This window comes from uncultured Actinomyces sp., from assembly GCF_963526355.1.
Classification (GTDB): Bacteria; Actinomycetota; Actinomycetes; order Actinomycetales; family Actinomycetaceae; genus Actinomyces.
In genome coordinates, this window is sequence record NZ_CAUROW010000057.1 from 1 (window position 1) to 12,394 (window position 12,394).

At 67.1% G+C, this 12,394-nt stretch carries 8 protein-coding genes; 5 read left to right on the forward strand and 3 right to left on the reverse strand.

All coding sequences use genetic code 11. The features are described 5' to 3' along the window. Positions 1-689 (reverse strand): pyruvate formate lyase family protein (locus RWR81_RS10080; RefSeq protein WP_314457403.1); only part of this gene is annotated, 689 nt, incomplete at its 3' end. Positions 690-1,262: 573 nt separating this feature from the next. Continuing rightward, a complete protein-coding gene (gene dxs, locus RWR81_RS10085; RefSeq protein WP_314453086.1) occupies positions 1,263-3,257 on the reverse strand; it encodes a 1-deoxy-D-xylulose-5-phosphate synthase in 1,995 nt (664 codons plus the stop codon). Between the two features lie 328 nt (positions 3,258-3,585). Between dxs and RWR81_RS10090 the strand changes: the two genes are divergently transcribed. Together RWR81_RS10090 and RWR81_RS10095 are read left to right on the forward strand one after the other, a co-directional pair. Then, positions 3,586-5,613 (forward strand): prolyl oligopeptidase family serine peptidase, encoded by a 2,028-nt coding sequence (locus RWR81_RS10090; protein WP_314453089.1) that lies wholly within the window; start codon positions 3,586-3,588, stop codon positions 5,611-5,613. After that, the gene (locus RWR81_RS10095) at positions 5,613-7,646 is read left to right on the forward strand and encodes a chloride channel protein (RefSeq protein ID WP_314453093.1); all 2,034 of its coding nucleotides are present in this window, start codon (positions 5,613-5,615) and stop codon (positions 7,644-7,646) included. The genes RWR81_RS10090 and RWR81_RS10095 overlap by 1 nt, the downstream gene beginning before the upstream one ends. 47 nt (positions 7,647-7,693) lie before the next feature. Here the strand turns inward: RWR81_RS10095 and RWR81_RS10100 are convergent, their stop codons facing one another. Next, positions 7,694-8,293, reverse strand: a complete 600-nt coding sequence (locus tag RWR81_RS10100) for a hypothetical protein (RefSeq protein ID WP_314453095.1) — start codon at positions 8,291-8,293, stop codon at positions 7,694-7,696. 29 nt (positions 8,294-8,322) lie between these two features. Between RWR81_RS10100 and RWR81_RS10105 the strand changes: the two genes are divergently transcribed. The 3 genes from RWR81_RS10105 to RWR81_RS10115 all read left to right on the forward strand — a co-directional run. Continuing rightward, the gene (locus RWR81_RS10105) at positions 8,323-10,287 is read left to right on the forward strand and encodes a leucyl aminopeptidase (RefSeq protein ID WP_314453097.1); all 1,965 of its coding nucleotides are present in this window, start codon (positions 8,323-8,325) and stop codon (positions 10,285-10,287) included. Between the two features lie 249 nt (positions 10,288-10,536). After that, positions 10,537-11,910, forward strand: a complete 1,374-nt coding sequence (gene lpdA / locus RWR81_RS10110; RefSeq protein ID WP_314453099.1) for a dihydrolipoyl dehydrogenase — start codon at positions 10,537-10,539, stop codon at positions 11,908-11,910. A gap of 30 nt (positions 11,911-11,940) precedes the next feature. After that, positions 11,941-12,394, forward strand: a 454-nt coding sequence (locus RWR81_RS10115; RefSeq protein ID WP_314457407.1) for a biotin/lipoyl-containing protein, incomplete at its 3' end; no start/stop codon positions are given.

Consider the following 12,394-nt stretch of genomic DNA (forward strand, 5'->3'; position numbering starts at 1 on the left):
ATCTGCTCGGAGTGCTCCTCGCGGTAGCGGGCCCAGTGCTCGGAGAAGGGCTGGTTGGCGACGGCGTCCTTGGCCCTCTGCTTGAGCTCGATGAGCCGGTCGACGCCGTACAGGGCCACGCGGCGGTAGTCGCCGATGATGCGGCCGCGGCCGTAGGCGTCGGGCAGGCCGGTGATGATGTGGCTCGAGCGCGCCGCGCGGATGCGCGGGGTGTAGATGTCGAAGACCGCGTCGTTGTGAGTCTTGCGGTAGCGGGTGAAGATCTTCTTGACCTCGGGGTCGACCTCCTTGCCCGCCTCCTTGATGGCGGTCTCCACCATGCGCCAGCCACCGTTGGGCATCATGGCGCGGCGCAGCGGTGAGTCCGTCTGCAGACCAACGATGACGTCGTCGTCCTCGCTGATGTACCCGGCGGGGAATGCGTCGATGTCGGCGGGAGTGTGGGTGTCAACGTCGAGGATGCGGACCTTGCGCTCCTCGGAGAGGTACTTCTTCTCCAGGGTGTTCCAAAGGCGCAGAGTCTTGTCCGTGGCGCCGGCGAGGAACGAGGCGTCACCGTCGTAGGGGGTGTAGTTACGCTGGATGAAGTCGCGGACGTCAATGTCCTCGGTCCACGGTCCGGTAACGAAGCCCTCCCAGGCATCATTGCCGCTCGCCGTGGTGGCAGATGTTGTGACCTCAGTGGTCATCCGTGCCCTCCTCGTGTGGGTGACCGGAGAGCCACCCGGTTGCTGTCGCCCTTGTGAGGCGAGGCGGCACATCGGCGCGCCGTCGCCCTCAGAATAGAACTCCGAGAATGCCTTGTGGGCCACTAGTCCCAAGAAGCGCCGGTGTGATGACTCACAGGCCGATCGGCATCAATCCAATCTGGGACATAAGTCCTTCTATCTGCTGTTCAGAAAAACGTTCTCCACCTGACGACAATGCCGCTCTTCCTCCGACAACATCCAGCGAGTCCGGGCACACCTCCAGATTCCGGGACTGCTGAGTCAATTAGGACGGGCGTCCCAATCTTCATCGGTCACGCCACCACGGTTGAGCGGTCCGGGAAGCGCCGAGCACCGTCTCGGAACGCTTAGTCGGCCCCAAGGTCCCGGACCGGGAACCGGTGACGACAGTCCCGGCGATGTCGGCGACACGGCCTCGAGCACGTTCACCGAACCGACCGTCGACCACGATCGTGAGGGCGTGTCCGACGGGCGGCACGTGCCTACGGAGTCTCAGGACGTAGACGACGTCTGGGGCGCCGAGCCTCATGGGGCTCAGACCTTCGTCCGCCCCGCAAGCCGTCGTGCCGCCGCACAGATCCCATCCGAATCCATGCCGAATTCGGCCAACAGCTCCTCACGGTCCGCCGTGGGCAGGAAACGACGCGGCACGCCCAGGCGCATCACCCGTGGAACGATCCCGGTGCCGTCGGCCAGTGCCGCATCCTCGACGGCGTCACGCAACTGGGAGCCGACCCCACCGTCGACGAGTCCGTCCTCCACCACGAGCGCCCCCCGACAGTGGCGCACCATCTCCACCAGTGCCGCAGGCACGGGCACCGGCCAGCGTGGGGAGACCACCCGCACCGCCAGTCCCTCCATGGCCAGACATCGGCCGGCCTCTAGAGTCGCGGAGGCCATCACGCCCACTCCGACCAGTAGCAGCGCTCCGGCCTCCTCCCGAGCGTCCGTGATCTCGGCAGCAGCGCCGAGCGTGTCCAGCAGGACGTCCACCGCACAGAACATCCCGTCCTCCTCCCCCATGGTACGCAGGGCGGGCAAGGCGGCGGGCAGGGAACCCTTGGGGTAGCGCACCACGGTCGGGACGTCGTCGGCACCAATCGCTACTTTCAGCGCCTGACGCAACGTCGCCTCATCTCGGGGCGCCGCCAGGTGCAAGCCCGGAACATGAGCCAGCAAGGCCATGTCCCACATGCCGTTATGGCTGGCTCCGTCCGTGCCGGTGATGCCGGCCCGGTCCAGCAGGATCGTGACGCCCGCCCGGTGCAGGCCGACATCCATGAGGACCTGGTCGAAGGCGCGGTTGAGGAAGGTGGCGTACAGAGCGATCACCGGGCGCATCCCGGCGAAGGCAAGCCCAGCGGCGAAGGCGAGCGCGTGCTGCTCGGCGATACCGACATCGATGACGCGCTCGGGCAAGGTGTCGGCAAGTGGCTGTAAACCGACCGGCTGCTGCATGGCCGCGGTGATGCCGACGATCCGTTCATCATCGCGAGCCAGCTCCACCAACTCCTCGGCGACGACGGCTGTCCAACCGAACCGCGAGGGCACCACCGGTAAACCCGTCTCAGGGTGAATGCGCCCGACGGCGTGGAAGCGGTCGGCGTGATCCTCCTCGGCCGGAGTGTACCCCCGTCCCTTCTCGGTGATGACGTGGACGATCACCGGCTCCGCGTACTCACGAGCCCGGGTGAGAGCGAACTCGAGGGCGGTGATGTCGTGGCCGTCGACCGGGCCGGTGTACTTGACCCCTAGATCCTCGAAGAACGCCGAGGGGACCAGGACGTCCTTGAGTCCCCGTTTGAGACCGTGCAGGGCGTCGAAGGCGGCTCGACCAGGCGCCCCCTGGGACAGCAGGGTCCGCTTGACCCCGGACAGAACGCGTTCGTAGCCGGGGTTGGTACGCAGCGCGTCGAGGTGATGGGCCAGCCCACCGATGGTGGGGGCATAGGAGCGGCCGTTATCGTTGACGACGATGACCAGGTGCTTGTCAGCGGAGTCGGCGATGTTGTTCAGCGCCTCCCAGGCCATGCCCCCGGTCATGGCGCCGTCGCCGATGACGGCAACGACATGACGCTCGTCGTGGCCCTGAAGGTGGTTGGCGCGGGCGATTCCGTCCGCCCATGACAGCGAGGTGGAGGCGTGGGAGTTCTCCACAACATCGTGGACGGACTCCGCCCGTGACGGGTAGCCCGACAGCCCATCTCGCTCACGCAGGTGGGAGAAGTCCTGACGACCGGTGAGCAGCTTGTGGACGTAGGCCTGGTGACCGGTATCGAAGACGATGGTGTCTCGTGGCGAGCGGAAGGTCCGGTGCAGGGCGATCGTCAGCTCGACGACGCCGAGGTTGGGTCCCAAGTGACCCCCGGTGCGAGCGACCGAGGTGACGAGATAGCGCCGGATCTCCGCCGCGAGCGCCACCAGTTCCTCGCTGGTGAACCGATCGAGTTCGGCGGGCTTTCGCACCGAGGGGAGAAGCGCCCGGCCGACCTGCTTGGCGGGCCGTCCAGTGTGCTCGACTGCTGGCACGGTGCGCCTCCTTTTGAAGGTGATGAGTTGTCGTTCATGCGGTGGTGCGTCACTGGAGACCGAAGTGGCGGATTGGCTGGAGAGGCACCCGGGAAAGGGTAGCCGGTGAGGGCTCGATGATGCCTTGGCAGTGGTGTTTATCCTGGCGCCATCGTTCAACGGCAGTCTTCAGCATAGAGCGCTCCTTGTCCCACACGGTTGCGTGTCACACGGGTCACGGATGAGCACGTACTGTATGCCTTGACCGTCGGGACCGTTCGCCCCCGCCGGTCGGCAGCATCGTTCTCGATCGCTCGACCGCCCTCAGGACGGCCTTCCAGGAGGAACCATGAGCACCACAGCCCCCTTCGGCACCTGGCCCTCGCCCATCACTCCGGGCACGATCACCACCCGGACGGTTCTCCTGTCCCAGGTCCGGGTGGACGGTGGCGATACCTACTGGGTGGAGCAACGTGCCTCGCAGGCCGGCCGCAATGTCCTGCTGCGGCGTGACGGAGATGGTCAGATCGGTGAGGTGCTTCCGCTGACACCGGCTGACGAACTGGTCGATGTGCGCACCAGGGTGCACGAGTACGGTGGGCGGGCCTACGCCGTCGACGGTGGGATCATCGTGGTCTCCCACGCCGGTGATGGACGCCTTTACCGCTACGACGTGGCGCACCGCTTGCGCGGCCTGGTCCCGCTGACGATCTATGGCGATGTGCGTCACGGTGATCTGGAGATCGACACCGCCCGTGGGCTGGTTTATGCGGTCCGCGAGGACCATCGCGGTCAGGGCGAGGCCGTCAACACCCTGGTGGCGATCCCCTTGGACGGTTCGGCCGCGCGCGACGACTCGCGCGTACGCACGCTCGTGTCGGGGACGGACTTCGTCGTCGCCCCGACGCTGTCACCCGACGGTGAGCACCTGGCCTGGATCACCTGGGACCACCCCGGAATGCCGTGGGACAACGCCTCGCTGCACGTGGGCGACCTCGGCCCGGACGGGACGATCGGCGAACGGGCACTCGTGGACGGCGGGGACGGGCACTCGGTCTCCGAGCCCCGCTGGACCGAGGAGTGCGAGCTGGTTCACGGCTCCAACGCCTCGGGCTACTGGAACCTCTACCGTACCGAGGGCTTCCCAGTGCGGGGCACCAACCGTCCGGGTTGGTCCCAGAAACTGCGCACCCGACCCCTGCACCCGGCCGAGGCCACCTTCACCAACCCCGCCTGGCAACTGGGTCCGCACTCTTTCGATGTTCTCGACGCCGACCACATCATCACCTCCTGGGCCCGGGACGCGGTCTCGCACCTGGGGACGATCAGGCTCGCCAACGGTGAGCTCGAGGAATGGAACGTGGGGTGGCAGCCGATCGGCAACGTGGCCTCCAGCGCCGGCCGGGTCGTCATGCTGGCCTCCAATGAGATGACGATGCCGAGCATCGTGGAGGTCAGGAACGGCACGGTCCAGGTGCTGCGCGGCTCGGGTGAGTTCGAGCCCGAGGGGGTCGGGGTGTCCTTCCCCAATCCGGTCTCCTGGCCCACGAGCGACGGCGCGAACGCTCACGGATTCTACTACCCACCGACGTCGGCCTCTCATGTGGGGGGCGAGGACGAGCTGCCTCCCCTCATCGTCAACGTCCATGGCGGCCCCACGGCGACGGCCGTGCCCGGCTACGACCTGCGCATCCAGTACTGGACCAGCCGGGGCTTCGCCTACCTCGACGTCAACTACCGCGGCTCCATGGGTTACGGAACGGGCTACCGCAAGGCCCTGGAGGGCAAGTGGGGCGTCTACGACGTCGACGACTGTGTCAGCGGAGCCCAGCACCTGGTGGACGCCGAGCTCGTGGATCCGCGCCGCATCGCGATCCGTGGTGGATCGGCTGGAGGTTTCACAGTGCTGTCGGCCATCACTCGCTCCACAGTGTTCACTGCGGCCAGCTCCTGCTTCGGAGTGACTGATCTCAGGCGACTGGTACGCACTACCCACAAGTTCGAGTCGCACTACATCGGCCAGCTCATGGGCACCCAGGACATTGACGCCCCGGTTCTCGACGAGCGCAGCCCTATCAACCGCATCGAGGACATCAGTGTGCCGCTGCTGCTCATCCAGGGTTCAGAGGACCCGATCGTCCCGGCCGAGCAGGCCACCGCCATGTACGAGGCACTCAGGGCGGCCGGAGCACCGGTCGCCCTGGAGATCTTCCAGGGTGAGGGCCACGGCTTCCGTCTGGCGGCGAATATCCGGCGCCGTTACGAGGCCGAGCTGAGCTTCTATCGCCAGGTGTGGAACATCGGCGCGGCCGGCTCCGAGTCCGAGCAGCGTGGCGAGGAGGACACCTTCATGGTCAAGGTGGAGAATCTGCGCTGATGAAACGCGCCTGGAGGAGTCTGTCCCAGCCTCTGTCAAGGCGTATGGGCAGTCTCTTCCGTCATCATCGTTTCGGGCTCTACATCCTGGCGGTGGTAGTGGGGCTGGCCTCCGGACTTGGCGCCGTGCTGTTCCGGCTGGGGATCGACGCCTGGTCCCAATTGCTCAGTGGTGCCGACGACTACACGGAGTCAATGGGGCCCTCGGTCGGGTCGCTTGCAGCGCTCGGCACCTGGTTCGTCATGGTGGCCCCGGTGGTCTCGGGAATCATCGTGGGGCCTGTCATGTCCCGGCTGGGGAATACGCCCACCGGCCACGGGGTGGCCGGCGTCATCTGGTCGACGCGCCACAGTGACGGCACGATGGCACCGCTGCCGGCTCTGGCCATGACAACGTCGTCGGCCCTGACGATCGGCGGCGGCGGCTCAGTGGGCCCGGAGGGACCGATCGCCGAACTGGGCGCCTCGACGGCGAACCTCATCGGGCGAGGACTGCGCCTACCGAGGCTCCCGGTGCGTCACCTGGCGGCCGCCGGCACCGCTGCCGGGATCGCCGCGGCCTTCAACGCTCCGCTGGCAGGAGCCTTCTTCGCCCTGGAAGTCGTCCTCATGGGCTTCAGCGCCGACGCCTTCATCGTCATTGTCCTGGCCTGTGTGGCCTCGACGGTTCTGTCGCATCACCTTCTGGGGACGACTCTGTCCTTGTCGCTTCCTTACCTGGACCTGTCCGGGGACGCCCAGCTCGGTTGGGTCGCCCTCCTGGGCGTGGTTGGCGGATGCGTCGGCATCGGCTTCATGCGTCTTCGTTTCATCGTACTGGATACTCTGACCCGCACCTGGCAACGGTTGGGCGTCCCGATCTGGGTGCGCCCCGGTATCGGAGGCCTGGCAGTGGGCGGCATACTGATCGTCCTGCCGGAGATGTACGGGGAGTCCTCGGCGGCGCTCAACCGGGCGCTGGCAGGGCGCTACACCCTGGTGCTGCTGTTGGTACTGTGCGCGGGCAAGATGCTGGCCACCTCGCTGACGCTGGGGATGGGCTTCGTCGGTGGAGTCTTCGCACCATCACTGTTCATCGGCGGGACGCTCGGAGCTGCCTTCGGGACGCTGGTGGCTCCCAGCTATACCCCGGCGGCCGGAGTCTTCGGGGTGATCGGTATGGGGGCGGTCTTCGCCGGTGCCGCTCGAGCCCCGATGACAGCCGTCCTGCTCATCATTGAGATGACCAGCCAGCACGCGCTGCTGCTGCCCCTCATGCTGGCCACAGTGCTGGCCACCTTCGCCAGCCGCTTCCTGTCACGGGGCACCTTGTTCACCGAGGAGCTGCGCCGTCGAGGAGAGGACGTCGAGGACCCGATGACCGCCACTCTCCTGGGCCGTGCCCGGGCCTCCCAGCTCATGGTGGACCCGCCCGCGACGATCGAGGCCACGACGACGGTGCACGAGGCGGCCGCTCTCATGATCCGATACGGTGCTTCAGTCCTACCCGTGGTCCGGGTGGCGGACGACTCCGGCAGCAACGCTCACAGCGATCCCCCGGATCCGACCTCCGATGACGCCGGAGCCAGCACCGACAACGATCTTCTGCCAATGGATGAACTGCTCGGATGCGTGACGATGACCCAGCTCACCGACGCGCTCCTGAGGGGAGGAATCGACACCACCGACACCGGTGACGCCTCCCGACCGAGCTTGACAGCGGCGGATCTGCCCTTGGTCTCCGATCACCTGAACTGCGAGGCCGAGGCCACCGACGTGCTCGAGGCCCTGACCAGGACCCCTCTTGAGGGGCTGCCGGTGGTCGCCCGAGCATCAGGTTGCGACGGCCGGCGGCTGGTGGGCTGGGTGAGTCAGCGGACCGTCGTCGACAGGATCTACGAGGTCCAGGCCAGTGCCCGCGCTGCAGCCGCGGCGTACACCTCACTGGGCTCCCGACTGCAGGACAGGTGGTACTCGCGTCCTGTTCCCCGACGTCGGATCAGCCGGTTCGGTCGACTCAGCTCGCATAGCGTCCGCCGTCCATGGCGCCAGTGACCCCGTTCACCTCCGGCCACCAGTCGCTGCCCGTTCCTCATTGCTCCTCACTGCTTGTCACTGCGATCCGAGGCGGACGCAGTACCGAATTCCTGATCATCGCCTCTGGAGCTCTTCAGAGCACGGCCCTCTTGAACGGCACGAGCCTTTTCGGTGAGGCTCTCGGTCAGGGTGTCGGACAGCTCAGTGATGCGCTCGGCGTTGACCACGATGCGCCGTGGGTCAGACATCCACATCCAGGCGGCGGCCACCGCCGGCAGGACCGTCGGCAGGTACCACCTTGACCGGCCCCAGTACGCCCACACCGACACTCCGAGATCGGCGGTGGGGGTGGAGGCGTCGCTCAAGGTCAGCACCCCGATGAGCACGGCCATGGTGGCCAGCGCGCCCAGGCACATCCAACCGATGTTGCGCATCCGGCGTCCGTTGTGGGCCACGCAGACGGCAAGGAGGATGTACAGCCCCCCTCCCAAGAGATTGAAGGACCGGACTGCAGGAGCCTCATCGGGGCTACGCACCAGCGAGATCATGGACGGAACAAGGACAATCGCACCAAAGACGGCGAAGACGCCGACCAGGATGCGTCCCCAGCCGTAAGCGGGGCGACGGGTGTCCTGCACCGTCCTCACCGATGAGTGCTCGTCCATGGGAACGACCTTTCCACATCATGCACATGATGGCCTCCGGCACGCGAGGTGCCGGCTCAGCCTCTAACCAATGCCGCAACGTTACTATTCACAACGTGAGCACCATTAAGTTGACAAGATCCTTGAACGCGCACGCCTCGGTGAACGATGGCTGTAAGGATACCGACCTCACCAGGCAGGCCGAGGTCGACACTATCGGTGACCCCCGGGAACCCGACACTATCGGCGCACAGGACGAGATCGACTCACCGGAGGCCGGGCCCGCACAGTCCGAGCAGGGCGCTGACACCGTCGAGGCTGCCGCTCAGGCGCAGAAGGCCGCTGAAGAACAAGCAAACGACCGAGTAGGTGCCGACGCCGTGCCGGTAGCCGGCACTCTCGTCCTGGCGGCCGCGCCGGGCAAGAGCAGGACCGACGTCCCCGAGATCCTCCTGGAGGGCCTCCAGCCGCCCTCCGGCACCGCCCTGGAGGGCCTCGACATCGATGCGCTGGCGGCACTGCTTCCCTCTCTGGGGTTCTCCGGTGCTCAGGACTCCGTGGTACGTCTGCCCGCCTCATCGGTGAGCACCACGACATACCACGGTCCAGCAACGATTCTTGTCGTCGGTGTCGGTTCGGGGTGGGCCGACACGGATCCCCTTGCCATCATCACCGACGACGAGGCCGCTCTGGGGTATGACCAGACGGGGCTACTGCGTCGGGCCGCCGGGCGCGCCACCCGGGCGCTGGCCGGAACCGATTCCGCGATCCTGGCGCTACCATCCCTCTCCGAGGCACAGCTGGCCGCTGTTGCGCACGGAGCGGCCCTGGGCACCTACTCCTGGAAGGCCGCGAGGAACGACGACCGACCAGCGCGCGCGTCCTCCTCGGAGGAGGCTCCCGCCCTGAAGAGCATCCTCATCGTCTCATCCCTGTCCGATACACCGGAGGGGAAAGCGGTCTTGTCCGACGCCCTGGCGCTGGTGGAGGCCACGACCCTGACCCGCGACCTCGTCAACGAGCCCCCCAATCGCCTGACCCCGGAGGTGTTCGCGGAGAGGGCATGTTCAGCCGGACAGGAGGCCGGGATCACGGTCGAGGTGTGGGACACCCCGATGCTGGTCGAACAGGGATTCGGCGGGATCCTTGGAGTCGCCCAAGGCTCGGTGCACCCGGCACGCCTCGTTCGCTTGGAATGGGTTCCTTCGCAGAACGGCGAGAACACGAGCGGGATCCGGTCGGCGGGCGACAGCGAGGCGGCCCGCCCCAAACACGTAGCGCTCATCGGCAAGGGCATCACCTTCGACTCAGGTGGCCTGTCCCTCAAACCGGCCGCCTCCATGCCGGAGATGAAGTCCGACATGGCCGGCGCGGCCACGGTATTGGGCGCCGTCGTGGCGGCCGCTCGCCTCACGTTGCCGATCCGAGTGACCGCCTGGCTGGCGCTGGCCGAGAACATGCCGGGCGCCGACGCCCAGCGCCCCAGTGACATCATCACGATGTTCGACGGCACCACCGTGGAGGTCACCAATACCGATGCTGAGGGTCGTCTGGTCATGGCTGACGCCCTGGCCCGAGCCGTCACGGAGGAACCCGATGCCGTCCTGGACGTGGCCACCTTGACCGGAGCACAAATCGTTGCCCTAGGTGACCATGTGGCGGCGGTCATGGGCACACCGGAGCTTCGCGAGGAGGTCGTGGCCGCCGCCCAGCGAGCGGGAGAGTCCTTCTGGCCGATGCCGCTGCCCGCTCACCTGCGCGCGACCCTGGACTCCCCATTCGCGGACCTGCGCAACACCAAGGTCGGTTCTCGGGCCGGCGGGATGCTGTCGGCGGGACTGTTCCTGCGCGAGTTCGTCGGTCGCAGGCCGTGGGCGCACCTCGACATTGCCGGACCCGCCTACAATGACTCCTCGCCCTGGGGGCTGACGCCCACAGGAGGTACCGGGATGGGGGTCTCGACCCTGGTGGAGCTGCTCCGTTCGCTGTCCGCCGAGGTCGGCGTCCTTCCATAAGTGGCCGGAGGGCTGATGGCGAGGCTCCGCGGTAGCACAACCGGGCTCCGTGCGAGCCTTCACTGCGGTCCGTCGAAGCAGGTCACTGACACCAACCCATGTACAGTGATACGTATCACCGCATTTTCAGGACCCTAGTCCCTAAACGGCAACCCCGCTGACTCCTGCACCCACTCCTCAGGTGGAACAATGGCCCCGTGCCGAGCCGCCCCGCAAGGGCGTCGTGACCAACCAACAAGGAGTGAGTTCGTGACAGAGACCGTCTACGACATGGTCATTCTGGGTGCGGGATCAGGGGGCTACGCCGCCGCCCTGCGCGGCGCCCAGCTGGGCCTCAAGGTCGCCCTCATCGAGGCCGACAAGCTCGGGGGCACCTGTCTCCACCGCGGCTGCGTACCCACCAAGGCCCTGCTGCACGCCGCCGAGACCGCCGATGCCGTGCGCGAGGCTGCCGCAGTGGGTATCAAGGCCGCCTTCGAGGGCGTGGACATGCCGGGCGTCCAGAAGTACAAGAACAGTATCGTCTCGCGGATGCACAAGGGACTTGAGGGCCTGGTCTCCTCACGGGGCATCGACCTGATCCAGGGCTGGGGACGCCTGGTTGCCGCGGACGCCGTCGAGGTTGACGGTCGTCGCATCACCGGCCGCAACGTGATCCTCGCCTCCGGCTCCTACTCCAAGACCATCGGACAGGAGATCTCCGGAGGCGTCATCACCTCCGAGGAGGCCCTGGAGATGGACCACGTCCCCGCCTCCGCGGTGATCCTGGGCGGCGGCGTCATCGGGGTCGAGTTCGCCTCTGCCTGGGCCTCCATGGGCAGCCAGGTCACCATCATCGAGGGTCTGCCTCACCTGGTCCCCAACGAGGACGAGGCGATCTCCAAGCAGCTCGAGCGCGCCTTCCGCAAGCGCAAGATCACCTTCCGCACCAACACGATGTTCGAGTCGGTCGAGCGCCACGACGGCGGCGTGACCGTACGTACCCAGGACGGCAAGACCCACGAGGCCGAGGTCCTGCTCATCGCCGTGGGCCGCGGACCGGCCACGGCCAACCTGGGCTACGAGGAGGTCGGGGTGGCGATGGACCGCGGCTTCGTCCTGGCCGACGAGTACGGCCGCACCAATGTCCCCGGTGTGTGGGCCGTAGGCGACATCGTCCCCGGTGTCCAGCTCGCCCACCGCGGCTTCGCCCAGGGCATCGTCGTGGCTGAGAGGATCGCGGGCCTGGACCCCACCCCGGTCGACGACGTCCTGGTCCCCAAAGTCACCTTCTGCGAGCCCGAGATCGCCTCGGTGGGTCTGTCCGAGGCCAAGGCCGCCGAGATCCACGGCAAGGACAACGTCACCACGGCCGAGTTCAATGTGGCCGGCAACGCCAAGAGCCAGATCCTGGGGACCCAGGGCTTCGTCAAGCTCGTCTCCCTCAAGGACGGTCCCATCGTGGGCTTCCACGCCATAGGTGCCCGCATGGGCGAGCAGGTCGGAGAGGGCCAGCTCATGGTGTCCTGGGAGGCCGACGCCGACGACGTCGCCTCCCTGGTCCACGCCCACCCCACCCAGAACGAGACCCTCGGCGAGGCCGCCATGGCCCTCGCCGGCAAGCCGCTGCACAACCACGGCTGATCCAGCTAGACGAGAGTAAGGAAGACAGCAATGTCAGAGTCCGTGAAGATGCCCGCTCTGGGTGAGTCCGTCACCGAGGGGACGGTCTCCTCCTGGCTCAAGGCCGTGGGTGACACCGTCGAGGCCGACGAGCCCCTGCTGGAGGTCGCCACCGACAAGGTGGACACCGAGGTCCCCTCCCCCGCATCCGGCGTCCTGCTGGAGATCCGCGTCCCCGAGGACGAGACCGTCGAGGTCGGCACCGTCCTGGCCATCATCGGCGACCCCTCCGAGGCAGGTTCGGCTCCGGATCCGGCCGCCCCCGCACCAGCGGCTGAGACGCCGGCCCCTGCTGCCCAGGCGGCTCCCGAGTCCGCCCCTGCAGCTGCCGCGGAGCCTGTCGCCCCCCAGACCGGGGGCTCGGCCGAAGGTACCGAGGTGAAGATGCCGGCTCTGGGTGAGTCCGTCACCGAGGGGACGGTCTCCTCCTGGCTCAAGGCCGTGG

Bases quoted from the DNA above. Each gene is read 5' to 3' on its own strand.
- RWR81_RS10105 (WP_314453097.1), top strand. From the start codon at position 8,323: ATGGCCTCCGGCACGCGAGGTGCCGGCTCAGCCTCTAACCAATGCCGC.
- RWR81_RS10100 (WP_314453095.1), bottom strand. From the start codon at position 8,293: ATGGACGAGCACTCATCGGTGAGGACGGTGCAGGACACCCGTCGCCCC.
- RWR81_RS10090 (WP_314453089.1), top strand. From the start codon at position 3,586: ATGAGCACCACAGCCCCCTTCGGCACCTGGCCCTCGCCCATCACTCCG.
- RWR81_RS10095 (WP_314453093.1), top strand. From the start codon at position 5,613: ATGAAACGCGCCTGGAGGAGTCTGTCCCAGCCTCTGTCAAGGCGTATG.